The following is a 24665-nucleotide window of genomic DNA, read 5'->3' as shown; positions in this document are numbered from 1 at the left end:
AAAAAAGGGAGCTTCGGCTCCCTTTTTTGTGCTGTCTTTTTTTTTGCCTCTTGGACAGCTTTCCTGTAAACACCCTTGAACACGTTCGCGTAAGGAGACCACATGTCGACATTCCACTACCCCCGTGTGCTTCTGAAACTCAGTGGCGAGGCCCTGGCCGGTGAACGCCGTTTTGGAATCGATCCTGAGATTGTTCACTCCATAAGCCGGGAACTCGCCGAGATCGCCTCTATGGGAGTTCAGATGGCCATAGTCATCGGTGGCGGAAATATCTTCAGGGGAATATCCTCGTCGGCAAAGGGAATGGACCGGTCGTCGGCCGATTACATGGGTATGCTGGCAACCGTGATGAACGCGTTGGCGTTACAGGATGGCCTGGAAAAAGAGGATATTCCCACCCGAGTCCTGTCGGCCATCACCATGCAAGAGGTTGCCGAACCCTATATCCGTCGACGCGCCATCAGACATCTGGAAAAGGGAAGGGTGGTCATCTGCGCGGCAGGCACAGGCATTCCCTATTTTACGACGGACACTGCCGCAGTCATTCGGGCCCTGGAACTGAAAACCAATGCCATCTTCAAGGCTACCCGGGTCAATGGGGTGTACGACAGTGATCCGGAAAAGGATGCAAACGCCACCATGTACAAGACCCTCAGCTATATCGAGGTGCTGCAGAAGAAACTCAAGGTCATGGATTCTGCAGCCATTTCTCTGTGCATGGACAACCGGCTGCCCATTGAAGTTTTCAATCTTTTTTGCGAGGGCAACATTAAACGAGTCGTTATGGGTGAAACCGTTGGAACACGAGTGCAAGGAGAATAGTATGGAAGCTCTGTACGAAGAATGCAAAACCCGCATGCAAAAAGCATTGGACAATCTGGCGCGGGAGTTTGGAAGGTTGCGCACAGGAAGAGCATCCACCTCCCTGGTGGAGAATATCAAGGTCGATTATTATGGTACGCTCACGCCTATCAATCAGCTTGCATCCATTTCCATTCCCGACAGCCGGACCATCGCCATACAGCCATGGGATCGCAACGGGTTCAGCAGTGTGGAAAAGGCCATTCTCAAATCCGATCTCGGTCTCAATCCCGTCAATGACGGCTCGACCATTCGCATAGCTATTCCCGCCCTCACGGAAGAGCGGCGTAAAGATCTGGTCAAAATGGCCAAAAAATATACCGAAGAGGCCCGGGTTGCCATGCGAAACGTCCGCAGGGAGATGAACGACCTCCTGAAAAATCAAAAAAACGACAAGGAAATCAACGAGGACGAAATGCATCGGGGACAGGATGAAGTGCAGAAAATCACCGATGATTTCGTCAAGTTGGCAGACGATCTCCTGGAAACCAAGGAAAAAGAGATAATGGAGATCTAAACTGGATACCTCACGTTTACCCGAACATGTAGCCATTATCATGGACGGCAACGGACGGTGGGCGAAACAGCAAGGTCTGGATCGAAGCGCCGGCCATCGAGCCGGCGCGAACACAGCGCACGACATCGTCACAGAAGCCCGGACCATCGGCATCCGTCACCTGACCCTGTACACATTTTCCAGGGAAAACTGGTCACGCCCCAAGCAAGAAGTCGGCTTTCTCTTCGACCTCCTTGCAGACTATCTGACCAAAAACACCCCAAGCCTTCTCGATCAGTCGATCCGCCTCACGATTCTGGGGGATATTGGCGATCTTCCCTTGATGGCCCGGCAGATTGTCAAGAGAACCTGCGAAAAAACCAGGAATTGCAGGGAGATGATTCTCAATCTCGCCCTGAATTACTCGGGCCGGGAAGAAATCCTGCGCGCGACCCGCGCACTGATCGCTTCGAACACCCCGATTGAAAAAATTACCGAGTCCTGTTTCAAGGATCATTTGTACACGGCCGGTCAGCCAGATCCTGATCTGATCATCAGAACGAGTGGGGAATTACGCCTGAGTAATTATCTTCTCTTCCAGGCTGCCTACAGCGAACTCTATTTCACGGATATTCTCTGGCCCGATTTCAAACCACAGCATTTTCGCCACGCCTTGGAAGAATTTGCCAACCGAAACCGTCGATTCGGGGCTACTGGCGAGGGAGATCACAGGACATGACCCTCTCCTCCCATCAACAACGCATTGCCACTGCGCTTGTTCTCGTCCCATTCATTGTCTGGATTGTCTTTCAAAGCGACATCATCATGGCCACCGGTCTCTTCGTAGTCAGCGGATTAGGGCTTTTTGAATATTGCTCGATGTTCTGGCACAACCGTCAAAAGAACGCGTATTTCATTCAGGGACTGCTTTTCACCGGGATGGTGAGTATCGCCTTCACTCCCACACTTGTCCGATTTGCCCCTCTGGCAGTGGCCGGAATCTTTCTCATCCTTTCGGGATCCTTTTTACGATCCTATGATAAAAACCCTTCACAGGCATCCTTTGCAGACCTGTCCCTGTTACTGGCCGGAATTGTTTACCTGCCTGTCATGCTCCAATTCTTCCGTTTTCTTGCTCCTGTTGAAATCATGCTTGTCCTGGTATGCACCTTTGCCACTGACACCGGAGGATTCTACAGTGGACGACTGTGGGGTAGTGCCAAAATTTGGCCGACGATAAGCCCCAAGAAGACATGGGCCGGGAGTTTCGGGGGAATGGGATTGACCACCCTCTGCTGCCTGCTTATAGGAATCGTTTGGGGAACATCGCCCTGGTGGAGCTTCATTTTCCTGGGCCTCCTGCTCAATGTTGCAGCCCAATTCGGTGATTTCTTCGAATCCGCCCTCAAACGCTCGTCCGGCGTCAAGGATTCAGGGCATATCCTGCCCGGCCACGGAGGCATCATGGATCGCATCGATAGTCTCTTGTTCGCCCTGCCCGTCTACATGCTGACCCGAGAAGCAATCACCTTTTTCTGATTCCTTTCCAGGCATTCACTTCACTGCCCGTTTCCGAGGCAGCGTAACCGTATCGAGTCACTATGGCCTATATCTCATCCCTCTCTCTTCCTGCCCATCTCGTTTCAGGACCACGCAAGGTAACCATCCTGGGCAGCACAGGATCCATAGGAACCAACGCCATCACGGTCATTGAACGTCATCCCGAGCGCTTTCAGGTCACTGGCCTTGCCGGGGCCAGAAATGCGTCGCTTCTGGCCAAACAGGCCCTCCTCATGTTCCGTCCGCCCGTGCTCGGGGTTCTCACCACAGAGGTGGCCGAGGAGCTCAACGCATTACTCCCTAAGGATTATTCCCCTGATATCGTCGTGGGGCAGCAGGGGTATGTGGCCATGGCCCAGGATCCGAATGCGGACATGATTCTGTCCGCTCAGGTCGGAGCCGCTGGCCTGGCAGCCACCCTCGCGGCCGCCGAGTCCGGCAAGGTGCTCTGCCTGGCAAACAAGGAATCTCTTGTTCTCGGAGGCCACCTGATCAGAACGGCCTGCCTGAAAAATGGAGGCGTCATCCTTCCGGTTGATTCGGAACACAATGCCATCTTTCAGGCCCTTGCCGGTCATGAACCCACACAAACACGTCGCATCCTGCTCACGGCCTCAGGCGGACCCTTCAGGACCAGGTCTGCGGATTTTTTGCACAAAGTCACTCCCGAACAGGCCCTGGATCACCCCAACTGGTCCATGGGCGCCAAGATCAGCATTGATTCGGCCACACTGATGAACAAGGGCCTGGAGGTCATCGAGGCCTTCCATCTTTTCGGAACCGGACTCGAAACCATCGAAGTCGTTGTCCATCCCCAGAGCATCATCCACTCAATGGTCGAGTATAAGGATGGCTCCATCCTGGCCCATCTGGGGGTTCCGGACATGAAAATACCCATCGGGTATTGTCTGACCTATCCCGAGCGGGTCAAGCACGACCTCGAGCCTCTGGATTTTGCCTCCATAGGAACCCTTGATTTTGAAAAACCCCGCCGGGACATGTTCCCCTGTCTCGATCTCGCCTTTCAGTCTTTGACAGCGGGTCCAAGCTATCCCGTGGTTCTCAACGCAGCCAATGAAGTAGCGGTCCAGGCATTTTTGGACCGCCGGATACCCTTCTTGGGCATTCCAGCATTGGTGGAAGCTGCTCTTGATCAGCACAAACCCCAATCCGTTGAATCGATGGACGAAATCCTTGACCTGGATACGGCGACCAGGGCCTTTGCCCAGATCTGTATCACCACCACCTCCGGTTTTTCCGGTTAAACCCTTCATTCATCCAACACCGGAACCATTCATATGATCCTGAGTACCTTAGCCATTATTCTTGTCCTTGGGGCCCTGATCTTCTTCCACGAACTCGGCCACTTTTTGACAGCCCGGTCCATGGATATCGGGGTCAAGGCCTTTTCCCTGGGATTTGGTCCCAGGCTATGGAAAAGAACCTGGGGGCAGACCGAGTATCGACTTTCTGCCATCCCTCTGGGTGGATATGTCCAATTAGTCGGAGAAAACCGGGATGACGAGGTGCCGGAAGGCTTCGCTCCTGAACAAAGTTTTGCCCAGCGTCCCCCCTGGCAGCGCATGCTCGTGGTCGCAGCCGGTCCTGTCTTTAATTTTCTCTTGGCCTGGTTCATCTACTGGGGCATTTTCCTGGCCCAGGGACAGACCGAGTTGCTTCCCCGTATCGGCGAAGTCCAGGATGAGAGTCCTGCCCAGACTGCCGGAATCAGGGCCGGAGACGTGGTCACTGCCGTGAACGGTATCCCCACGACCTATTGGCAGGATCTTTCCGAGGCCATTCGTACGAGTGAGGGGGCAACCCTTCTGCTTTCAATTGATCGCGACAATGAGCTGCTTTCACTCCGGGTCACCCCGCATCTTCAGGAACGAAAAAATATCTTTGGAGAAACCAAACAGGTTCCCATGGTCGGGATCATTGCCGAGGGTGAGACAACGACCATCGATCTTTCCCTTTTCGAGGCTGCTCTCGCCGGAGCGACCCAGACCTGGGCCTTGTCCAAACTGACCTTTCAGGGAATCGTCAAACTGATCGAACGGGTCGTTCCCCTGGACAACATCGGCGGTCCGATCATGATCGCCCAGATGGTCGGCCAGCAGGCCCATGAAGGAGTGGTCAACCTTTTGGCCATTACCGCCTTGATCAGCATCAATCTGGGCTTACTCAATCTTTTGCCCATTCCGGTTCTGGATGGAGGGCACATTCTTTTTTGCGCCATCGAATGGATCCGCAAGCGCCCCCTGGATGAAAAACTGCAAAATATCACTACCCGCCTGGGGCTCGCCTTTCTTCTGGCCTTGATGGGCCTTGCCATTTTCAACGACATCTGGCGCTCTTTTAATTGACATGCAAACCCAACCCATTCTGGCCATAAACGGTACCGAAGAACTTCTTCAGGTTGTCATCGGTGACGAAACAGGTGTGTTGTTCCACTCGGGAATCAAAGGCCCGGGCAGAACCATGAGATTTCTCCTTGTGCTGATCGACGAAGGACTCACCCGATTGAACATGACACTGAACGATTGCCGGGGGATCGCCTGTACGCGGGGTCCGGGGAGCTTTACCGGGATACGTGTGGTCCTGGCGACCATGGAAGGTCTGTCCCAGGCATCGGGTATCCCCTTGGCCGGTCTCGACTATCTGCCGCTTCTGGCCCAGGACCTCATGGCCCAGTGGCACGATGAAGCCTGGATCATGACCTATGCCCGCAAGAACCAGGTGTACATGCAGGGTTTCTCCATGCCCGACACAAACCCTCTGGGCCCTCCCAGGGTTTGTCATCACGACTGCGCAGCTGAAATACTGTGCGCAAGACCAGGAGAGGTACTGGTTGGCGGAAGCGGAATCACCAAAAACCACAGTTTTTTTAGCTCCAGGCTTTCCTCCTCCACCGTCAAGGTGACCAAACGCGGCATGTTGTGTCCCGAAGCACTTCTTCAGGCAGCGCTGAAAGCCGGCTTTGCCCACGCCCCCGTGCACCCGCTTTACATCAGGGCCTCAGACGCTGAAGACAATTTGGCGGCCATTGCCAAAAAACGGGGCATCTCACTTGAAGAAGCCCTGGAGCGCATTCCTTCTCCAGAATAGATGTCTCTGCTGCTCCTTTTGTATTCCGATCATCTTGTAACACCCCCGCTCTTCCTGCCCATCTATCTGAAATGTTTTCATTCATCATTTCTGATGCATGTCATACAAATCCGACACCCCTCTGCCAAGACGTCCTGATTCTTCCCCACGTCTCGCCTCCCTTGAGGTAATTTTTGTCATACAGGCAAATCCATCTTTTTTTCGTTTTCCCCTAAAGTTTATCCCCTGACAGACGATTAAGTAAGTACAACAAAAAATATCAAGGCAAGGATGCCGCTAACCCTTCAAGGAGGAAACTATGGCCCTTTACATCAATCACAACAGCATGGCTAACACCACGATGCGGAACCTGGGAAATGCGTACAACGCCCTGGGAACATCCACCAACCGTCTTTCGTCCGGTCTGCGTATCAACTCCGCTGCCGACGATGCCGCAGGTCTGGCCATTCGAGAACTCATGCGCTCGGACATCTCCACCCTGAACCAGGGAGTTCGAAACGCCAACGATGCCATCTCCATGATCCAGACGGCTGACGGCGCCCTCGGGGTTATCGATGAAAAGCTCATCCGCATGAAGGAACTCGCCGAGCAGGCCGCCACCGGTACCTATACCTCTTCCCAGCGTGCCATCATCAACTCGGAATACCAGGCCATGGCCTCGGAGATCACCCGAATCGCCAACGCTACCGACTTCAACGGGATCTATCTGCTTAACGGCAACCTTTCCGCTGACACCGATATTTCGGCGGGCACGGGTGCGTTGCGGGTCCATTTTGGAACAGGTAACGATTCCGCCGAAGATTATTACAGCATCAAGATCGGGACGGCCACGGCGTCTGCCCTGGGACTTGGCAGTGGAGCCGCTACGGGCGCTGCCGGACGGACCATCTCCACCCAGGACGCGGCTGCCAAGGCTTTGGAAGCCCTGAACGCAGCCATTACCTCCAAGGATAACATCCGGGCGAACCTCGGTTCTCTGCAGAACCGGCTCAGCGCCACGGTTGCCAACCTGACCATCCAGGCCGAAAATGTCCAGGCAGCCGAATCCCGCGTCTCGGATGTGGACGTTGCCTCTGAAATGACCGAGTTCACCAGGCAGCAGATCAAGACCCAGTCGGCAGTGGCCATGCTCTCTCAGGCCAACTCCCTGCCCAGAATGGCTCTGCAGCTCATCCAGGGTTAATCCACTACGCAACAATGAGCCTAAGGAGGCCGGGCCTAAACGGCCGGGCCTCCTTTTTTATTTGAAACGGCCTGGATCTTGCTTTTAAGTCAGTACATTTTCAGGACGAAATGGAGTTCCTTGAGTAGTCTGCTCTGCCCAGGCAAATCCAAACAGTAAGGGCTGAATCGTAGCAATTGCAGATGTGCATTCTAACGGCTCGAACTATATAATCTATCTAAACTTTTTGCTTCTGAGTCTATTTAAAACTCACTTGAATAATTGCCTGCTTTATTGATCAACGATCAGCCCCTGTCATTGCCTTACTCACCAATCCGGGGTAAACATGGTTGCAGACGAAAACTCAGGATGAGGTTCGTTCCGGGCACCTTCGTGGTGGTTGCAACCTGCGCACATGGCACTTTTGTGCATCCCAATGATACATTTCACAACAAGCGAGCTCGCAAACCCCTTCTTCGCTCCGACATTTTTTTGGCACCCATTGAACCAAGGACTACGTCATGGCCGATGATTATACCAATCTGATCAGTTCATCCTACTCATCGGGATCGATCCATTTTACCGGACTTGGCTCAGGCACGGATTTCGACTCCATGATCACCCAGCTCATGGAGGTGGAAACCAAATCCCTGAGCAATATGGCCGATAATTACAAGGCCTGGGAGACCAAGATCTCGGCTGTCCAGGAGCTCAATACCACAGCCCTTTCCCTGAACACGACCCTGGCGGGCATGGACACTCCGACAGAATTCATGGTCAAAAGCTCGACATCGTCGGATCCAGCATCGCTCACGGCAACGGCCGGGGTGGATGCGGAATCGGGTTCCCATGCCATTGAGATCAACCAGCTTGCCCAGAACAACATCCTCATGAGTGCGCAGGGATTTGCTTCGGAAAGTGCCAGTGTCAACGAGACCGGATCTGACGAAACCTTCGAGTACACATACAACGGGAAAACGATCTCCCAAACGATTTCGTCGGGCACATCCCTCAATGCCCTGGTCAAGATGATCAACGACGATCCCGACAATCCGGGCATCAAGGCAGCCATCATCAATGACGGCACGACCGATGGCTATCATCTCCAACTTCGGGGCATGGATCAGGGAGCGGACTACGGTGTGGCGGTATCCACGACCACGACATTGACATCCCTGACCGGCGGATTCGACGAGACTCAGGTGGCTCAGAATGCCCGGATCAAGGTGGATGGATGGCCGCTCGATGGTACATATATCGAACGCAGCTCCAATGCCATCGATGACGTGATCACCGGACTGACCCTGAACCTGAAGCAGACAACCGGTTCCGGAGAAACGATTACCGTATCCACCGACACGGACACTACGGCCATCAAGGAAAAAATCACGGGATTTGTCGATCAGGTCAATGAGGTCCTGGCCAAAATCCAGTCTCTGACAAAAATCGACACAAGCGACAATTCCAGCTCTCTGTTCACAGGCAGCTATACCATCGAGTCCATGGCAAGCAACATCAAGAGCGTGTTGACGTCGAGAGGAATCGGTTTTGATCCCAACGATGATCCCATCAGTACCCTGGTGGGAAATCAGATTTTCGGCAGTGATGCCCTGTCCATAGGGCTGACCACCGACACCACCGAGGGTTCGGCGACATTTGGTCTTCTTGTACTGGACGAGGCATCCCTGGACAAGGCGTTGGAAGAAGACCCCGAGGCGGTCATGGAAATCTTCAGTGCGAATCAGATTCCTGAAGTGAATACCTCGGCCTTCAGCTACCTGTCTTCCATTTCCGGGACAACCCAGTCCGGAATCTATGACATTTCCTATACGGTCACCGGTGGGGAGATTACCTCGGCAACCATTGACGGAACCACCTATGATTACGCAGGGGGTTCCTCGGGTAAATCCGAAAACACCCTGACCTCATTGAAGGGGCCGTCCAAAGGTCTGGCCATCACCGTCAACGACCTGACAGACGGAACCCATGAAGGCACGCTGCGGATCAAGGAAGGCAAGACATCCGAGCTTTCCACTCTGCTCGACCAGATCACCAATTCTTCGTCAGGTTCCCTGTCCATCCTTGAGGACAGTTATCAGGAAACCATTGAAAGCCTTGAAGACAAAATGACCAAGGAGCAGGAACGTCTCCAGGAATACGAACGGGACCTGCGCGACCGATTCGCACGTCTCGAGTCGACCCTTGGCTACTACAGCAATATTCAGGAAATGCTCACCACGCAGCTCAAGCAACTGAGCTCGTCTGATTAAGGAGTAACTTATGCACCACAATGCAGCACAGGCCTATCTCAAGACCCAGGTTACCACGACCTCGCAGGAAGAATTGGTCATCATGCTCTATGATGCAGCCATCAAGTTTCTGAACCGGGCCAAAATCAAAATCAAAGAACAGGACATGGCCCAAAAGGGAATCCTTATCTCCAAGTCCCTCGATATCATAGCGGAATTGGATAGTTCCCTGAACGCCAAACAGGGAGGCGAACTGGCCAAGAATCTCCACACCATGTATGCGTATTGCAATGCACGATTACTCAAGGCCAATATCAAGCTCGATATAGAGCTCATTGATGAGGTCATTCACATTCTTTCTGAATTCCGCACGGCATTCGCCGAAATCCTTCCGGGTTTCAAGCCCGGTCAGCAATCTGCCCCGTCCAGTCAGGCCATGGCGTACTGATCCGCATCACCCCATCCCTGTCCGACACGGCATGCACTGCATGCCGTGTCGGACAGGGGCCCGCTGAATTACCTCTTTTCAATCTCCCTTTCTATGATTATGGTCAGGAAGTCGACATCGACCATTATTTATCAAGGCACAGATGAAATGTATAAAACAGTTCCTCTCGCTTGACTCCTGATGATCCATTCGATCAACAAGCGAACCACGACTGTACGAGGTAACCCATGAAGATTGTTTGTCCGGCATGCTCTTTTTCCCGCGAAGTGCCTGAAGAAAAAATCCCCCCAAAGACCAAGATAGCCACCTGCCCCAAATGTGGACACCGTTTCCAGTTCAGAAACATTCCCGAGCTAAATGACCCGGTGGATACGACAACTCCGTCGGACCATTCCGCGGATTCCCGCCAGGAAGACATATGGGATTCCCTTTCGGCCATGAATTCTTCCAAAGAGGCCGCCCCCCTGCCTGGATCCACTGAAGAACACAATCAGCGCGAACAATCGGCGCCAAACGAACAGGGCCCCCAAGGGGCCCCCTGGGAACACCTGGATGAGGTTGGTTTCTTCCCGGGATTCATAGAAACCCTCAAGCAGGTCATGCTCCATCCGATCCGTTTTTTTCGGGATACGGCTTTTACACCGGGGATCGGGAAGACCCTTGTCTTTTACCTGCTCATCGCCGAGGTTCAGGCCCTGGCCCAATTTTTCTGGCAGATGACAGGGGTGATCCCCATGATGGGAGAAAGTGCCGGAGAGGCGGCCCTGGGACTGGGCATGATAGGGATGGGTTCGGCGCTTATCCTGATTTTTTATCCCATCCTGCTGACAATGATGCTTTTCTTTGTCGTCGGTCTCAATCACCTCTGTCTGCATATCTTTCGAGCCGCCAGCCAGGGTTTTGTCGGCACATTCAAGGCGGTCACCTATGGGAGCGCCCCCATGGTTCTGGCCGTGTTTCCCCTTGTCGGCCCCCTTGTCGGAGCGCTTTGGACCATGGTCACCACCTTTTTCGGATACAAATACATCCACAAGACAACTACGACCAAAGTTGTCCTGGCCATGCTCCTTCCGGTCATGGTCATGGCACTTCTGATCCTGGCCGTGCTTATTGTCGGATCAATGTCCACAGGCACAACAGGCTAGTATTTCCGTCGCGACTGTCGACATACGGTTTGAGCGAGGAATCCATGCTCAACTATCTCCGAAACAAATGGGCTCAACTATCGGCCCTTCGGGCCAAAAGACGGGAAATCGCCCCTGAATCCTTTACCGTGCTCACAACGGAAATCCTTGAGCTCGCCCAACTGGTAGAAAAAATTCGCCCCGGAGATCACGACCTCGGGGTCAAGCTCTCCAGATTGGAACAGGAGATCAAACACCTCCAGGTTCTTGTGGAGAAACGATCGTTTAAAAAACTCTCTTGTGAAAAACGGATGGAGCTCAAAAAAAATTTGATCTTTTCGCGACAACAACTTCTGGAGGCTATGGGTGCTGCATCGCCACCCACAGAAAGAATTCAGTGAAACAAAAAAACGTTAACCACTGAAAAAATTTATTTTTTTATTTTTTCCTCAAAGGGTTTCAATTTGACGCACGCCCTATTAGAAGACTATGCATTCTTTTTTTCTCAAACCACATTACAAAGCGGGCCACACGTCGGGTAACAGACATCTTGGCCTCGATAACATCATCCCCAGCGTTTTAACCACGAGGCATTCATGATCGGTATATCAAAACTTTATTGCGAAAACATCGAACCCTCCGACGCATTGCGCTACGGACGGGATTCCAAACAACTTCCCTCAAATCTGCTCCAATTCTCCAAAGACAAGAAGCCCGTTGTGGTCTGGAACATGACCCAGCGATGCAATCTCAAATGCGAGCATTGTTACGCCCAGGCCATCGATCCAAACGGCGCAGACCCTATTGATACGACTCAGGCCAAGGTGATCATTGACGATCTGGCGCAATTCGGCTCTCCGGTCATCCTGTTTTCAGGGGGAGAACCGACCATCCGTAAAGATCTTCCCGAGCTTGCCAACTACGCGGTTTCCAAGGGCATGCGGGCTGTCATCTCCACCAACGGCACCCTGATCACCAAGAGGATGGCCAAGGAACTCAAAGATGTCGGACTTTCCTATGTGGGCATTTCTTTGGACGGCGGCGAGGATGTGCATGACAGATTTCGGGGCGTCCCCGGAGCCTACAAGAAGGCCTTGCAGGGTGTCGAGAACTGCCAGGCCGAAGGACTCAAGGTCGGCCTGCGGTTCACCATCTTCGGCAAGAACGCCCAGGAAGTGCCCAAGGTTTTCCAGGTTCTCAAGGAGATGGAGGTTCCCCGCCTCTGCCTCTATCATCTGGTCTATTCGGGCCGCGGTTCAGCCATGATCGAAGAGGATCAGAATCACGAACAGACCCGGGCCACCGTGCATCAGATCATGGACCTGACCAGGGATCTTTTCGAGGCCGGCCATCCCAAGGAAGTCCTGACCGTTGACAACCATGCTGACGGTCCCCTGGTTTATCTGCGCCTGCTCAAGGAGAATCCCAAGCGAGCCGCAGAGGTTCTGGAACTGTTGCAGTTCAACGAAGGCAACAACTCCGGACGGGGGATCGGATGTATCTCCTGGGACGGCCGTGTCCATGCCGATCAGTTCTGGCGCAACCACACCTTTGGCAACGTTCTGGAACGTCCCTTTTCCGAGGTCTGGACCGATCCGAACATTGAATTGCTGCACAAACTCAAAGACAAAAAAAACCATGTCACCGGGCGATGCAGCAAGTGCAGGTACCTGCCCATCTGCGGGGGCAATTTTCGGGCCCGTGCCGAGGCCTTTTACGGCGATGTCTGGGCACCCGATCCGGCCTGCTACCTCACGGATGAAGAAATAGGACTGTAAATTTTTCGGTCACCTACCCAAAGGATATCTCTCATGAACCCTCCATTCTATAGGGGTCGACGTCTCCGCCGGACACAGGCCCTTCGGGACCTGATCCGGGAGACCGAAATCAGACCCCAGGACCTCATCCAACCGTATTTTGTTGTTGAAACCGAGGATACCGCCTTTTCCCAGCCTATCGCATCCATGCCGGGACAATACCAGTACAGCCTGCACCGATTGGAAGAACGCGTGGCTCAGGCCGTGGACTGCGGACTGCGTGCCCTGATTCTTTTCGGTATCCCTGCAGAAAAGGATCCCATGGGCAGCCAGGCCTATGCGGACACAGGCATTGTCCAGGAAGCGGTACGAAGGCTCAAAACTAGGTTTCCCGATCTTGTGGTCATCACCGACGTGTGCATGTGTGAGTTCACCTCCCACGGCCATTGCGGGATCCTCAAGGACCAGTATGTCCAAAACGACATCACCCTGGACTATCTGACCCTAACCGCCCTGTCGCATGCCCGAGCCGGTGCGGACATGGTTGCGCCGTCAGACATGATGGACGGACGGATTCAGGCCATCCGACAGGCTCTTGACGATGCTGCCTACCAGGAACTCCCCATCATGTCCTATGCCGTGAAATCCGCCTCTGCCTTTTACGGACCCTTCCGGGAGGCTGCGGAATCCGCTCCGGCATTTGGCGACCGCAAGTCCTACCAGATGGACCCGGCCAATCTTCGTCAGGCCATGTGCGAGGCCCAGGCGGACATCGAGGAAGGGGCAGACATCATCATGGTCAAACCGGCCCTGCCCTATCTGGATGTTCTCCGCCGGATACGGGATGGTTTCGATGTCCCCACGGCCGCCTATCAGGTCAGTGGCGAGTACAGCATGATCAAGGCCGGGGCCCAGATGGGGTGGATCGACGAACAAAAGATCGTCATGGAAACCCTTACGTCCATCAAACGTGCCGGAGCCGACCTGATCCTGACCTACTTCACCGAGGACGTTCTCAATTGGCTTAAATAGCTCGATTATCGACCGTCACCGTGATCCTTGCGTCAAACATCGGTCTATTCACCTTTTTTACCCAGAAAATTCATGCATCCATCACACCACGCCCCCCATGACGCCGAAACCCCTCCCCTGCGCCTCATTGCCTGGGAGATCACCCGATCCTGCAATCTTGCCTGCCAGCATTGTCGGGCCGAGGCCCATGAAGAGCCCTATCCCGGCGAGCTTACTACCGACGAGGCCAAGGCCCTGATCGACACCTTTCCGGAAACCGGCAACCCGGTCATCATTTTCACCGGGGGAGAGCCTTTGATGCGCAAGGACATCTTTGAGCTCATCCCCTATGCCAGGTCCAAGGGACTCCGCTGTGTCATGGGCACCAATGGGACACGTATCGATGCGACCATGGCTGCCAAGATCAAGGAATCCGGGATTCAACGGTGCAGCATTTCCATTGATGGCCCGGATGCCGCATCCCACGACGATTTCCGCGGGGTTCCAGGGGCCTTTGATGCCTCTCTTGCAGGGATCGAAGAGCTCAAGAAGGCTGGTGTGGAATTTCAGATCAACACCACGGTTACCAAACACAATATGCCCTTCTTCAAGGAGGTCTTTCATCTGGCCGAAGACATCGGGGCCGCTGCCTGGCATATCTTTCTCCTTGTGCCCACGGGCAGGGGCGACGAAATCAGAAATGAGATAATCAACGCGGAAGAATACGAGGAAGTCCTCAATTGGTTCTATGATTTCCGCAAGACCACAGCCATGCATCTCAAGGCCACCTGTGCCCCCCATTATTACCGGATCATGCGTCAACGGGCCAGGGAAGAAGGGATCAAGGTCAATATGGATAACTTCGGACTGGACGCCATGACCCGGGGCTGTCTGGGCGGAACCGGGTTTTGTTTTATCTCCCACACCGGTCAGGTCCAGCCGTGTGGATTTCTTGAACTTGATTGCGGTCAGATCAAAACGGCCCGGTTCCCCGAGATCTGGGCACAGTCCCCCCAGTTTGTGGCCCTTAGGGATCAATCCCAATATGAAGGAAAATGCGGCGTCTGCGAGTATCACAAGGTTTGCGGTGGCTGTCGGGCCAGGGCCCATACCATGAAGGGCAATTATCTTGATGAAGAACCTTTGTGCACCTATGTTCCTCAAGCTCTTCGCACAGCAGATCAATAGGAGAATGCCCTTGGACACCACAGACAAAGCCATTCTCGGCATCATTCAGTCGAATTTCCCGATATCCAGCCATCCGTACGCCGACATCGGCACCCAGGTTGGACTTGATGAAAACGAGGTACTCGCCCGAGTGCAGGCACTTGAAGAGCAGGGGGTCATCCGGAGGATCGGTGCCAATTTCCAGTCCAAACGACTGGGCTGGCACTCCACCCTGTGTGCGGCCAAGGTTCCTGAAACAGCCATGGACACCTTCGTTGAAAAAGTGAATGCCCATCCTGGGGTGACCCATCACTATCTGCGCGATCATGACCTGAATCTCTGGTTTACCATGATTGGTCCCTCCAGGGACGAGGTCGCCCGGACCCTTGCCGCGATTACCGAGCAAACAGGCATTCCGATTTTGAACCTGCCTGCGGAAAAACTGTTTAAAATCAAGGTCGATTTTGCCATGACCGATGAGAACAAATCATGACCCACACCACGCCCATTCTCTCTCCGTCACTGCTGTCCTCGGATTTCGGCAATCTTCAAGGCGAGCTCGCGCTTCTTGAAGAGGCCGGTCTCAAATGGGTCCATTGGGATGTCATGGACGGTCTTTTCGTCCCCAATATCACCTTTGGCCCGCCGGTCATCAAGGCACTGAGGAGCACGTCCAAACTGTTTTTCGACGTTCATTTGATGATCGAACGTCCCGAGCGATATATCGATGCATTTGTCGATGCCGGAGCAGATCTTATCTGTGTTCACGCAGAGGCCACGGTTCACCTGGAACGGACCGTGAGCGAAATACGCAGGTTGGGATGCCAATGCGGAGTCGCTCTCAACCCGGCCACTCCCCTTGATGCAGTATCCTACCTTCTTCCTCAGCTTGACATGGTCCTTGTCATGTCGGTGAATCCGGGGTTTGGAGGACAATCGTTCATCCCGTTTTCACGGACCAAAATCAGGGAATTGTCCGCCATGATCAAGCAGTCCGGCGCAGAGACCCTCATCCAGGTCGATGGCGGAGTGAATCTCGACAACGCCGGGGACCTGATCGCTCTGGGTGCGGACATTCTGGTTTCCGGTTCAGCCTTTTTCAACCATCCTCCGTATGCAAAGCGGCATGCAGACTACATCCAGGCCATGACCGGCAAGGGTTGATCGCATACGATCACTCTTGGTGCTCTCCTGTAGGCAATACGATGATTGCATCTGCCCGGTCTTGACGTTTCCTCACCAATCTGTCGACCTGCGATTCATCCGGGCAAACCTCCTTTTTCTCTCCCCTTACCCCCAGGAATATACCCATGACACGCCATGAGCACGACTGCATCGGAGATATCGATGTCCCTGACGACGTCCTATACGGCGCCCAAACTCACCGAGCCCTTCAGAATTTTCGCATCTCCCGCATTCCCATTTCTCACTACCCCATGCTCATCCGTGCCCTGGCCTTTATCAAAAAAGCAGCAGCCCAGACCAATCACGAGCTCGGACTTCTGGAAACAGAGCCCATGCAAGGGATTGTCAGTGCGTGCGATGAAATTCTTGCCGGAAAGCATCTGCAACACTTCGTGGTCGATGCCATCCAGGGGGGGGCGGGTACCTCCACAAACATGAACGCCAACGAGGTCATTGCCAACCGAGGACTTGAGATCGTGGGCAGATGCAAGGGTGAATATGCATGCATCCATCCCAATACCCATGTGAACATGTCCCAGTCGACCAACGACGTCTATCCTACGGCCATCCGCATAGCCCTCATCTTCAAGATCAGGGATCTGATGAAGTCCATGAAATACCTCAAAACCGCCTTCAATGCCAAGGCAGAGGTATTTTCCGAAATCATCAAGATGGGTCGAACCCAGCTTCAGGATGCGGTTCCCATGACGCTGGGACAGGAATTCGCCTCTTATGCCACCATGATTGGTGAGGATATCCACCGGCTCGACGAGGCCCAATCCCTGGTCAGAGAGGTCAATCTCGGAGGGACGGCCATTGGTACCGGTTTGAACGCCCACCCCGCCTACGCACGGAAAGCTGTCGAACGATTGACCGTGATGACCGGACTGCCCCTGATCGTTGCCCCCAACCTGGTCGAGGCCACCCAGGACACCGGTGCCTATGTCCAGCTTTCCGGCGTTCTCAAGCGCGTTGCCGTCAAGCTCTCCAAGATATGTAACGATTTGAGGCTGCTCTCTTCCGGTCCGCGATGTGGTTTCAATGAAATCAATCTGCCCCGAATGGCTCCGGGATCCTCTATCATGCCCGGCAAGGTCAATCCGATCATCCCGGAAGTGGTCAATCAGATCGCCTTTCAGGTCATTGGAAGTGATGTCACCATAAGCATGGCCTGTGAAGCGGGGCAGCTCGAGCTCAATGTCATGGAACCGGTTGTTGCCTTCAACCTTTTCAACTCCCTGGACATGCTTCGACGCGGGTGCATGACCCTGGCCGATAAATGTATTCGGGGCATCACTGCGAACCAGGATGTCTGTCGATCCATGGTTGAAAAAAGCATCGGTGTCGTCACGGCCCTCAATCCCTACATCGGGTATGAAAAGTCCACGGAAATCGCGCATGAGGCAATGCTGACCCACAAAACCGTCTACGACATCGTTCTGGAAAAAGGATACCTGACCAAGACCCAACTCGACGACATCCTCTCTCCTGCAAACATGATCGCTCCCCGGTATGTCCCCCATGATTGTGCCTGATGATACAAACCACGGTTTGTCCCTGCAGAACATGCCTGATACATCCAACCCCTGTCCCGGTACATTCGAATTATGCCCCTTATCAGCCTTAAGTCTGTTTCACTTTCCTATAGCAGTCACCCGCTTTTCAACGCCATCGATCTCGTTGTCCATTCAAGTGATCGTATCGGTCTGCTTGGCCGGAACGGGGTTGGCAAGTCGACATTGATGCAAATCCTTCAGGGTGAGCTGCCGCCGGATCAAGGTGACATCTTTCGCCAAAAGGGGATTGCGATCGCCTATCTGCCCCAGGACGTTCCCCAGGATATCACAGGAAGCACCTTCGAGGTTGTTGCCAGGGGACTCCAGGAGACGGGCGAAGCTCTGGCCGAGTACATGCATCTGACTTCCACCATGAACAGGCTCGAGCCATCAGATGCTTCTCTGCGCAGATTGACCCTTCTTCAAGAACGCATCGATGCCGGTGATGGCTGGATCCTGGATCAAAAAATCAGACTGATTCTCTCCAAACTCAAACTCGATCCAAACGCTCCTTTCGAATCGCTTTCAGGCGGTCTCAAGCGTCAGGTGCTTCTCGCCCTGGCCCTGGTCAGCGAGCCCGATCTCCTGCTTCTTGACGAACCCACCAACCACCTCGATCTCGAGAGCATCGCCTGGCTCGAAGAGTTTCTGGCCTCCTATCCCCATGCCCTGTTGTTCATCACCCATGACCGCTACCTGCTTTCCAACGTAGCCAACCGGATCATCGAACTCGACCGAGGCAATCTCTACGACTGGTCCTGCGACTATCCCACCTTTCTCCGACGCAAAGAAGAACTCCTTCACAGCGAGACAAAGGACTGGGAACGGTTTGACAAGAAACTGGCCCAGGAGGAACAATGGATACGTCAAGGGATCAAGGCACGACGAACCCGAAACGAAGGCAGGGTTCGAGCCCTCAAGGAATTGCGGGCCCAACGGGCCAACCGTCGAGAACGCCTTGGTACGGTCAATATGGTTGCCCAGGAATCAGAAAAATCCGGCAAACTCGTTGCCCAGGTGGAAGATCTCTGCTTCAGCCATGATGATTCGCCCCTTATCGATAATTTCTCGACCATCATTACCCGTGGCGACAAAATAGGCATTCTCGGACCCAACGGATCCGGCAAGACAACACTTTTGAAACTGCTTCTCGGTACATTGCAACCCTCATCCGGAAAGGTACGTCTCGGGACACGCCTGGACATTCTCTATTCAGACCAATTACGCCTCGGCATTAACGACAACCTGACCGTACGTGACAATGTTTCCGAGGGAAACGACGTGGTCACCATCAATGGCCAGACCAAACACGTCATCGGATATCTCAAGGATTTCCTGTTCACCCCGGAACGGGCCAATACCCAGGCGTCACTGCTTTCCGGCGGTGAACGAAACAGGCTTCTTCTGGCCAAATTGTTCACCAAACCCTCCAATGTCCTGGTCCTTGACGAACCGACCAACGACCTGGACATGGAAACCCTGGAACTGCTGGAATCCCTTCTGGTCAGCTATGCGGGCACCGTACTCATTGTCAGTCACGACAGGTCCTTCTTGAACAATGTCGCCACGTCCCTGATCGTTTTTGAAGGACAGGGACGGCTTCAGGAGTATGTGGGCGGCTATGATGACTGGCTGACCCAGACAGCATCCCGGCGTGAGCAACCCGCTTCGCACCAACCTGTCAAAAAGTCCCAGCCCAAACCGGTACGCACCCAAACGTCTCGGCCCAGGTTGAGTTTCAAACAGAAGCACGAACTCGCTGAACTCCCGAGTGCGATACATACCCTTGAGGAAGACAAGGCGGCCATTGAAACCCTTCTCGCCAATCCTGATCCCCAAAAAGGAATTGACCCAGCTCAGTATGCCGAACTGGGTAAAAAGCTGGCAGCCACCGACGAAGAGCTCCAAGTGTTATATGAACGATGGCTCGAACTCTCTGCCATTGAAGACGATTGAGATCTCTTTTTACAGGCTGTCACCTTTTTTGATCCACAATCGCTGCTCATGGTTGCCCTGCTTGTCCATATTTCAAACAGCAAGCTGGAAGAGCTTCTATCTGCTTAGGCACGGCAAAAAATAAACAAAATCACAATCTCCGCCACAAGCCATTCGCACAAAAAAAGCCTGGAGGTAATCCCCCAGGCTTTTTTTGTGTGCGTTAGACGCAAGACGAAATCGGTCTACCAGTCTTCATCATCAAAGCTGGAACCACCGAAATCAAACGAGTCTTCATCAACTTTCTGTTCGGCAGGGGCTGCAGCACCTGGACCAGCGGCAACGCCGGCAACGACCACACCGTTTTTCTTGACCTCGTCCACTTCCTTGAGAAGCTCTTCGAGTTTTTTGGTGTACTCTTCGATGCGCTTTTCAGAGGTGATGAACAGCTCTTCGGCCTGACCCTTTTTCTCATCTTCATAGGCCTTGATCTGTTTCTGCAAGTCAGCGATTTTACTATCCTTGGATTCGAGATCACCCTGCAGTTCTTCAATGGTGGCATCCTTGGAAGCGATGGTCGATCTGTACTCGGCAAGCTGTTCGAAAATGCCCGAGGCCTCTGCAGCGGCCAATGCAGGCAGAGGGGTCACGGAAACGTTCTCGCCCAGAGCGGCCAGGCCGGAAGCGCTCAGGTTGGTCAGTTCGGGGTGCTGCTCGTAGATCCATGCCTTGGTCAAGGCAATGGCAAATGGTTCGAATTCGGAATCAACATCCTTTCCGGTCATATAGTTGAGCATATCGTGCAGGGATTCCTTGTTGGCTTCCTTGCCCTCACCTTTAAGACAAGCGACGAATGTATTTATGGGAAAAATTTTGCGTGCTTCAGACATGGTCTCCTCCTTTATGATTAGACGATAAAAACGTTATCTTTTTTGACGAGTTCTTCATCGATGGGCAACCGACCGACATAACGGGCATAAATCAGAGCTGCTGTTCTGTACACCAGATGCCCGAGCTTGGACCAGGGCAGATAGGCGATCATCATGAACACAGCCACGAGGTGAAAATAATAGGTGAAGTAGCACAGAAACGCGGGAGCTCCTGCCAACCTGAGGACCTCGGCTCCGATACCGGTCAGGGTAATAGCCCAGATAACGCCGAGGAGATACCAGTCATAGTAGGACGAATTGGATGTCTTGGGATCAAGATTCATCCGACGACGAGTGAGCAGGGTCAGACCGATCACCAGGAGAATCGCCCCCACGTTGGCCAGCACTTTGACCGGGCTCCACAGGGGCATGGGCGTATGACCGATAGGAGCGATAAAGTGGATCAGCTTCCCGCCCCAATGTCCGGCGGCAACAATACTGGTGACAATGGCACAGCAGACAAATCCATAAAACAGGGTCAGATGCCCCTTGAACTTGTCCTCGTCAGCTGGCTCATCACCACATTTCTTCCATTTGGCATGATTGAGAATCTCGTTCTTGACCACATCAATGATCGCCTGAGTGATGGTCGGCTTCTTGTAACCGATCACAAAGGTCTTCTTGACGGTCTTGTTCCACCCCTGCACCAGGTTCGTGATCCCCACGGCAAAGGTGATAATCACCATTAAGGCGGTCAGGCCAAAGAGCGGATCAATGGTAAAATCGCCGGGAAACAGCGCACCATAAACGACCTTGCCGTCGACCAGGGGAAAGAAGGTCCCGAGCTGGGCGGCGCGGATCAGCCAGATGATACCGAAGATCAAGGCAGGGAAGGCAAGCAGAAGGGGCAAATAGATCCCCTTGCTCATCCAGCGGCCAATAGCAGCCGGCTTGACCAGGGTACGGTAGGTCATATTCCTGAGAGCGGCCAGAATATCGCCCGGCTTGGCTCCACGGGGACACTGTTCGGAACAGGTTCCACACTGGTGGCAGAGCCAGATATCGATATCGTTGACCAGCAGATCCTTCATTCCCCACTGGGCCCAAATCATCTCTTTTCGGGGGTAGGGATTGTCGGCCGGAGAAAGAGGACAGACAACGCTACATGTTGCGCACTGGTAGCATTTTTTGACGTCCTCTCCGCCCACGTCCTGCAGATCCTTAACAAACTGCAGATCGGGCTGTACCTTTAACGCATTGGACATAGTAGCATTCCTCCTAGTATCCCTTGAATGGGTTGGGTCCAAGCTTGAGCATCCTTTCCACAAAATTATCGATCATTTCGGGAATTCTATCATATTCATCGATGGCAACCTGGGCCTGCTCCACACGTTCGGGTTCGATACCAAGGCTTTTAAGTGTCTCGGAAACGTTATCCATACGCCGGTTACACAATTCCGAGCCCTTCATGAAATGACACTGGTAGTTCTCACCGTATTTGCAGCCCAACAGGAGACACCCGTCATTCCCCTTGGACATGGCATCGGCAATCCAGATGGTGTTCACGGAACCGAGACAGCGAACAGGAATGACACGGATATACGGGCTCCACTTCTTGCCGCGCATGGCAGCCATATCCATGGCCGGATAGGCATCGTTTTCACAGGCGAGAACGATGAAGCGGGGTCCGCCCTCTTCGATTTTGTCAGGCACCTTGATCTGCTTGATCATGGAACCGATCTGGTCGATGTTGTAATCATCGAAAGAGATGACACGCTCGGGACATGCACCCATGCAGGTACCGCAGCGACGACACCTGGCAACATTGGGCATGGGATTGCCCTTGGCATCCTCATCCAACGCCCCAAAAGGACATTCTTCAGTACACCGTTTACACTGGGTACAACGGAGCATGTTGAATTTGGGATAGCTCATGTCACCGGAACGGGGATGAACGGCCATGCCGCGGTTGGATGATTCGAGACATTGGATGGCCTTGAGAGCGGCACCCGATGCATCGACTTCGGCCGTAGCCAGGGTCATGGGCTGACGCACACAACCGGCTGTATAGATCCCTGTTCGTCGTGTTTCATAGGGGAAACAGATGTAGTTGGAATCAGAGTACCCATCAAAGAGATCCAGATCCGGAAACGCCTGGCCCTGCCTGTACTGCAGCTTGATAACCGAATCCATGGCCGTTGTGGGGACCATGGCGGTCGGCAGGACGACCATATCGGCCCGGATTTCGATCTTTTCGCCCAGAATGGTATCCTTGATCAGGACAATGACAGAGCCATCTCCGGGATCAGTGACACTGGTAACCGTTCCCTTGGCAAGCATGATTCCGGGATCGTTCTGTGCGGCCTTGTAATAAAGCTCGTTGATCCCAGGTACCATCATGTTCTCGTAAAACACATAGGAGACCGCGGTCGGGGCGAATTCACGGACATAATTGGCCTGTTTAAGGGCTGTCAGCGAGGTGATCTCCGAGGAATAGGGCAGATGCTTGCAGGTTTCGTTTTTGATGAAGTTGCGTCCCTCGGGGCTGACTTCCTCTTCGTCTTCTCCTGCCTCCAGAGCGGCGAGCCGAGCCTGCCTGGCAGCCTCTTCGTCGGCCTCAAAGGGTTCAAGCTTGTCACCAAAACCGAGCAGAAAAACAACACTCTCAGGGGTCTTGCCACTTGCCGGACAGACAATCTTCCCTTGCTTGGCCATCTCCTCGAATTCCATGGAGGTGATGATATTCTTGGAGGCCTTGTATCCAAAGGGTTCAAGATATTTCGTGTCCTGGGGGAGCCATCCGGTAGCGGTGACTACCGAACCAACAGGAATTTCCTGTTCGTCTTTCCCCGTCTTGAGGGTCGCGGTATACTGACCGGGCATTCCCGCCAATTTAGTCAGAGTTGTTCCGGTAAGGACCGTGATCTTGGCGTTTTCCTCGACAGCCGCAATCTTGGCATCGACGGAGGTTGCTTCGGAAGCGGTGTAGGGAAAACTCATGGGAATGGTTTTATACATCTTCTTGGCATACCCACCGAGTTCGCTCTGTTTTTCAACCAGAACGACATCGTAACCTGATGAAGCGATGTCAAGGGCCGCGGTCAGACCGGTCCACCCGCCACCGAGAACAAGCACCTTCTTGGTAATCTCGAGGTTTTGGGCTTCAGGAATGCCGGCCTTCTGAAGGTTCACCACCCCCATGTTCACATAGTCGCTGGCCACGACCATCAACTCTTCAGGCACATCACCGCCAGGGACAAGTGTCTTGCCGGTAGGGTCTTCATAGGACAACACGCATTGTTCACGCAGATTGACGCGGTTGACCAGAATCGATGGGCCAAAATTGAAAAAATCCCCATCTACGCGAGGCGATGTTCCGCATGCGCAGACTGCATCAATAAGGCCTTCGTCGATATCTGATTGAATCAGCGCCTTGCCTTCGTTACCAACCAAGTGCGGGACAACCTTCACCACAGGGCAAAGATTTCCCCACGCAGCGCGAACGCCTTCGGCCAGAGCCTCTAGATCAAGGTACTGCCCGATGCTTGCGCCATCAAAATATACACCGATTTTCTCGGCCATCTGACTACCTCCCTCTCACCGTCTGAATGGCTTTCATGGCCGCAGCTGTACCGGACTGTGCCGATTTCATGACATCCAGGGGACGTCCGGCGCATCCTGCGACAAAAATGCCTTTTTCTACATCACTGACCAGAAATCCTTCATCATTCTGGGGAAGATCCAGTGGGAGCGACTGACCTGCTACGCTGGGTTGCATGCCCGTAGCAAGAACTACGAGGTCAAAACCTTCGGTAGATTTGCTCCCGGCAACAGCGTCTTCAACCGTCAGCCAGACCTTGCCAGCATCTTCCTTGACCTCGGCAACCTTACCCTTGACCGCGTGGACCCTTTCGTGTGCAAGGACCTTTCTGGAAAAATTCTCGTAACGTCCAGGTGTCCGTAGGTCGATGTAAAAAATGCTGATTTCGGCATCGGGGTACTGCTCGAGAACGTATTCGGCCTGCTTGAGAGAGGCCATACAACAAATATAGGAACAATAGGAAAGATGATTTTCATCCCGCGAACCAGCGCACTGGACAAACGCGATCCTGTTGGGCCGTGTCTGGTCGGAAGGACGAAGAATCTTTCCATTGGTCGGTCCGCTGGGCGAGGCAAG

The 24665-nt window shown here is 53.5% G+C and carries 22 protein-coding genes and 1 pseudogene; 19 read left to right on the top strand and 4 right to left on the bottom strand.

Annotated features, from left to right (window positions below; genetic code table 11):
* Nucleotides 1-102: 102 nt before the first annotated feature.
* The 19 genes from pyrH (at nucleotide 103) to ACTVJH_RS12625 (ending at nucleotide 19640) form a co-directional block, all read left to right on the top strand.
* Nucleotides 103-822, top strand: a complete 720-nt coding sequence (gene pyrH, locus ACTVJH_RS12715) for a UMP kinase (protein ID WP_455991348.1) — start codon at nucleotides 103-105, stop codon at nucleotides 820-822.
* Nucleotide 823: 1 nt separating this feature from the next.
* Nucleotides 824-1378 (top strand): ribosome recycling factor, encoded by a 555-nt coding sequence (frr, locus tag ACTVJH_RS12710; protein ID WP_455991346.1) that lies wholly within the window; start codon nucleotides 824-826, stop codon nucleotides 1376-1378.
* 1 nt (nucleotide 1379) lies between these two features.
* A complete protein-coding gene (gene uppS, locus ACTVJH_RS12705; protein WP_455991394.1) occupies nucleotides 1380-2096 on the top strand; it encodes a polyprenyl diphosphate synthase in 717 nt (238 codons plus the stop codon).
* Nucleotides 2093-2896, top strand: a complete 804-nt coding sequence (locus ACTVJH_RS12700; RefSeq protein ID WP_455991344.1) for a phosphatidate cytidylyltransferase — start codon at nucleotides 2093-2095, stop codon at nucleotides 2894-2896. The genes uppS and ACTVJH_RS12700 overlap by 4 nt, the downstream gene beginning before the upstream one ends.
* Before the next feature lie 62 nt (nucleotides 2897-2958).
* Nucleotides 2959-4182 carry a 1-deoxy-D-xylulose-5-phosphate reductoisomerase gene (locus tag ACTVJH_RS12695; RefSeq protein ID WP_455991342.1) on the top strand — a complete coding sequence of 408 codons (1224 nt, stop codon included), beginning with the start codon at nucleotides 2959-2961 and terminating at the stop codon, nucleotides 4180-4182.
* Nucleotides 4183-4215: 33 nt separating this feature from the next.
* Nucleotides 4216-5283, top strand: coding sequence for an RIP metalloprotease RseP (rseP, locus tag ACTVJH_RS12690; RefSeq protein WP_455991340.1), 1068 nt, complete (start codon nucleotides 4216-4218; stop codon nucleotides 5281-5283).
* Between the two features lies 1 nt (nucleotide 5284).
* Entirely contained in the window at nucleotides 5285-6025 is a 741-nt protein-coding gene (tsaB, locus tag ACTVJH_RS12685; protein WP_455991338.1) for a tRNA (adenosine(37)-N6)-threonylcarbamoyltransferase complex dimerization subunit type 1 TsaB, read from the top strand.
* 298 nt (nucleotides 6026-6323) lie between these two features.
* Nucleotides 6324-7208, top strand: coding sequence for a flagellin N-terminal helical domain-containing protein (locus tag ACTVJH_RS12680; protein WP_455991336.1), 885 nt, complete (start codon nucleotides 6324-6326; stop codon nucleotides 7206-7208).
* A gap of 500 nt (nucleotides 7209-7708) precedes the next feature.
* Nucleotides 7709-9457: a flagellar filament capping protein FliD gene (gene fliD, locus ACTVJH_RS12675; protein WP_455991334.1), complete on the top strand. Its 1749-nt coding sequence runs from the start codon at nucleotides 7709-7711 to the stop codon at nucleotides 9455-9457.
* Between the two features lie 10 nt (nucleotides 9458-9467).
* The gene (fliS, locus tag ACTVJH_RS12670) at nucleotides 9468-9884 is read left to right on the top strand and encodes a flagellar export chaperone FliS (protein WP_455991332.1); all 417 of its coding nucleotides are present in this window, start codon (nucleotides 9468-9470) and stop codon (nucleotides 9882-9884) included.
* Between the two features lie 227 nt (nucleotides 9885-10111).
* Nucleotides 10112-11029 (top strand): zinc-ribbon domain-containing protein, encoded by a 918-nt coding sequence (locus ACTVJH_RS12665; RefSeq protein ID WP_455991330.1) that lies wholly within the window; start codon nucleotides 10112-10114, stop codon nucleotides 11027-11029.
* A gap of 44 nt (nucleotides 11030-11073) precedes the next feature.
* Nucleotides 11074-11409, top strand: a complete 336-nt coding sequence (locus ACTVJH_RS12660; RefSeq protein ID WP_455991328.1) for a hypothetical protein — start codon at nucleotides 11074-11076, stop codon at nucleotides 11407-11409.
* 195 nt (nucleotides 11410-11604) lie between these two features.
* Complete coding sequence (gene ahbC / locus ACTVJH_RS12655) at nucleotides 11605-12786, top strand: 12,18-didecarboxysiroheme deacetylase (RefSeq protein WP_455991326.1); 1182 nt, start codon at nucleotides 11605-11607, stop codon at nucleotides 12784-12786.
* 33 nt (nucleotides 12787-12819) lie between these two features.
* The gene (gene hemB / locus ACTVJH_RS12650) at nucleotides 12820-13797 is read left to right on the top strand and encodes a porphobilinogen synthase (protein WP_455991324.1); all 978 of its coding nucleotides are present in this window, start codon (nucleotides 12820-12822) and stop codon (nucleotides 13795-13797) included.
* A gap of 72 nt (nucleotides 13798-13869) precedes the next feature.
* Nucleotides 13870-14964 (top strand): heme b synthase, encoded by a 1095-nt coding sequence (gene ahbD / locus ACTVJH_RS12645; RefSeq protein WP_455991322.1) that lies wholly within the window; start codon nucleotides 13870-13872, stop codon nucleotides 14962-14964.
* Between the two features lie 10 nt (nucleotides 14965-14974).
* A complete protein-coding gene (ahbA, locus tag ACTVJH_RS12640) occupies nucleotides 14975-15436 on the top strand; it encodes a siroheme decarboxylase subunit alpha (RefSeq protein WP_455991320.1) in 462 nt (153 codons plus the stop codon).
* The gene (rpe, locus tag ACTVJH_RS12635) at nucleotides 15433-16107 is read left to right on the top strand and encodes a ribulose-phosphate 3-epimerase (RefSeq protein WP_455991318.1); all 675 of its coding nucleotides are present in this window, start codon (nucleotides 15433-15435) and stop codon (nucleotides 16105-16107) included. The genes ahbA and rpe overlap by 4 nt, the downstream gene beginning before the upstream one ends.
* Nucleotides 16108-16253: 146 nt before the next feature.
* Nucleotides 16254-17663, top strand: coding sequence for an aspartate ammonia-lyase (aspA, locus tag ACTVJH_RS12630; RefSeq protein ID WP_455991316.1), 1410 nt, complete (start codon nucleotides 16254-16256; stop codon nucleotides 17661-17663).
* Nucleotides 17664-17735: 72 nt separating this feature from the next.
* Nucleotides 17736-19640: an ATP-binding cassette domain-containing protein gene (locus ACTVJH_RS12625; protein ID WP_455991314.1), complete on the top strand. Its 1905-nt coding sequence runs from the start codon at nucleotides 17736-17738 to the stop codon at nucleotides 19638-19640.
* A 224-nt stretch (nucleotides 19641-19864) separates the two neighbouring features.
* Here ACTVJH_RS12625 and ACTVJH_RS12620 read toward each other — a convergent pair whose 3' ends face one another.
* From ACTVJH_RS12620 to ACTVJH_RS12605, 4 genes and pseudogenes are all read right to left on the bottom strand, one after another.
* Nucleotides 19865-20509, bottom strand: a complete 645-nt coding sequence (locus ACTVJH_RS12620) for a hypothetical protein (protein WP_455991312.1) — start codon at nucleotides 20507-20509, stop codon at nucleotides 19865-19867.
* 17 nt (nucleotides 20510-20526) lie between these two features.
* A complete protein-coding gene (qmoC, locus tag ACTVJH_RS12615) occupies nucleotides 20527-21753 on the bottom strand; it encodes a quinone-interacting membrane-bound oxidoreductase complex subunit QmoC (protein WP_455991310.1) in 1227 nt (408 codons plus the stop codon).
* A gap of 13 nt (nucleotides 21754-21766) precedes the next feature.
* A complete protein-coding gene (locus ACTVJH_RS12610; RefSeq protein ID WP_455991308.1) occupies nucleotides 21767-24070 on the bottom strand; it encodes a hydrogenase iron-sulfur subunit in 2304 nt (767 codons plus the stop codon).
* 4 nt (nucleotides 24071-24074) lie between these two features.
* Nucleotides 24075-24665, bottom strand: a pseudogene (locus ACTVJH_RS12605) (heterodisulfide reductase subunit A); the annotation flags it as partial.

Source organism: Desulfoplanes sp. PS50, from assembly GCF_053851535.1.
This window is presented reverse-complemented; position numbering and strand designations above follow the sequence as displayed.

Coding starts and splice junctions, on each gene's coding strand:
- pyrH (WP_455991348.1), top strand. CDS start 103: ATGTCGACATTCCACTACCCCCGTGTGCTTCTGAAACTCAGTGGCGAG.
- frr (WP_455991346.1), top strand. CDS start 824: ATGGAAGCTCTGTACGAAGAATGCAAAACCCGCATGCAAAAAGCATTG.
- ACTVJH_RS12700 (WP_455991344.1), top strand. CDS start 2,093: ATGACCCTCTCCTCCCATCAACAACGCATTGCCACTGCGCTTGTTCTC.
- ACTVJH_RS12695 (WP_455991342.1), top strand. CDS start 2,959: ATGGCCTATATCTCATCCCTCTCTCTTCCTGCCCATCTCGTTTCAGGA.
- rseP (WP_455991340.1), top strand. CDS start 4,216: ATGATCCTGAGTACCTTAGCCATTATTCTTGTCCTTGGGGCCCTGATC.
- tsaB (WP_455991338.1), top strand. CDS start 5,285: ATGCAAACCCAACCCATTCTGGCCATAAACGGTACCGAAGAACTTCTT.
- ACTVJH_RS12680 (WP_455991336.1), top strand. CDS start 6,324: ATGGCCCTTTACATCAATCACAACAGCATGGCTAACACCACGATGCGG.
- fliD (WP_455991334.1), top strand. CDS start 7,709: ATGGCCGATGATTATACCAATCTGATCAGTTCATCCTACTCATCGGGA.
- fliS (WP_455991332.1), top strand. CDS start 9,468: ATGCACCACAATGCAGCACAGGCCTATCTCAAGACCCAGGTTACCACG.
- ACTVJH_RS12665 (WP_455991330.1), top strand. CDS start 10,112: ATGAAGATTGTTTGTCCGGCATGCTCTTTTTCCCGCGAAGTGCCTGAA.
- ACTVJH_RS12660 (WP_455991328.1), top strand. CDS start 11,074: ATGCTCAACTATCTCCGAAACAAATGGGCTCAACTATCGGCCCTTCGG.
- ahbC (WP_455991326.1), top strand. CDS start 11,605: ATGATCGGTATATCAAAACTTTATTGCGAAAACATCGAACCCTCCGAC.
- hemB (WP_455991324.1), top strand. CDS start 12,820: ATGAACCCTCCATTCTATAGGGGTCGACGTCTCCGCCGGACACAGGCC.
- ahbD (WP_455991322.1), top strand. CDS start 13,870: ATGCATCCATCACACCACGCCCCCCATGACGCCGAAACCCCTCCCCTG.
- rpe (WP_455991318.1), top strand. CDS start 15,433: ATGACCCACACCACGCCCATTCTCTCTCCGTCACTGCTGTCCTCGGAT.
- aspA (WP_455991316.1), top strand. CDS start 16,254: ATGACACGCCATGAGCACGACTGCATCGGAGATATCGATGTCCCTGAC.
- ACTVJH_RS12625 (WP_455991314.1), top strand. CDS start 17,736: ATGCCCCTTATCAGCCTTAAGTCTGTTTCACTTTCCTATAGCAGTCAC.
- ACTVJH_RS12620 (WP_455991312.1), bottom strand. CDS start 20,509: ATGTCTGAAGCACGCAAAATTTTTCCCATAAATACATTCGTCGCTTGT.
- qmoC (WP_455991310.1), bottom strand. CDS start 21,753: ATGTCCAATGCGTTAAAGGTACAGCCCGATCTGCAGTTTGTTAAGGAT.
- ACTVJH_RS12610 (WP_455991308.1), bottom strand. CDS start 24,070: ATGGCCGAGAAAATCGGTGTATATTTTGATGGCGCAAGCATCGGGCAG.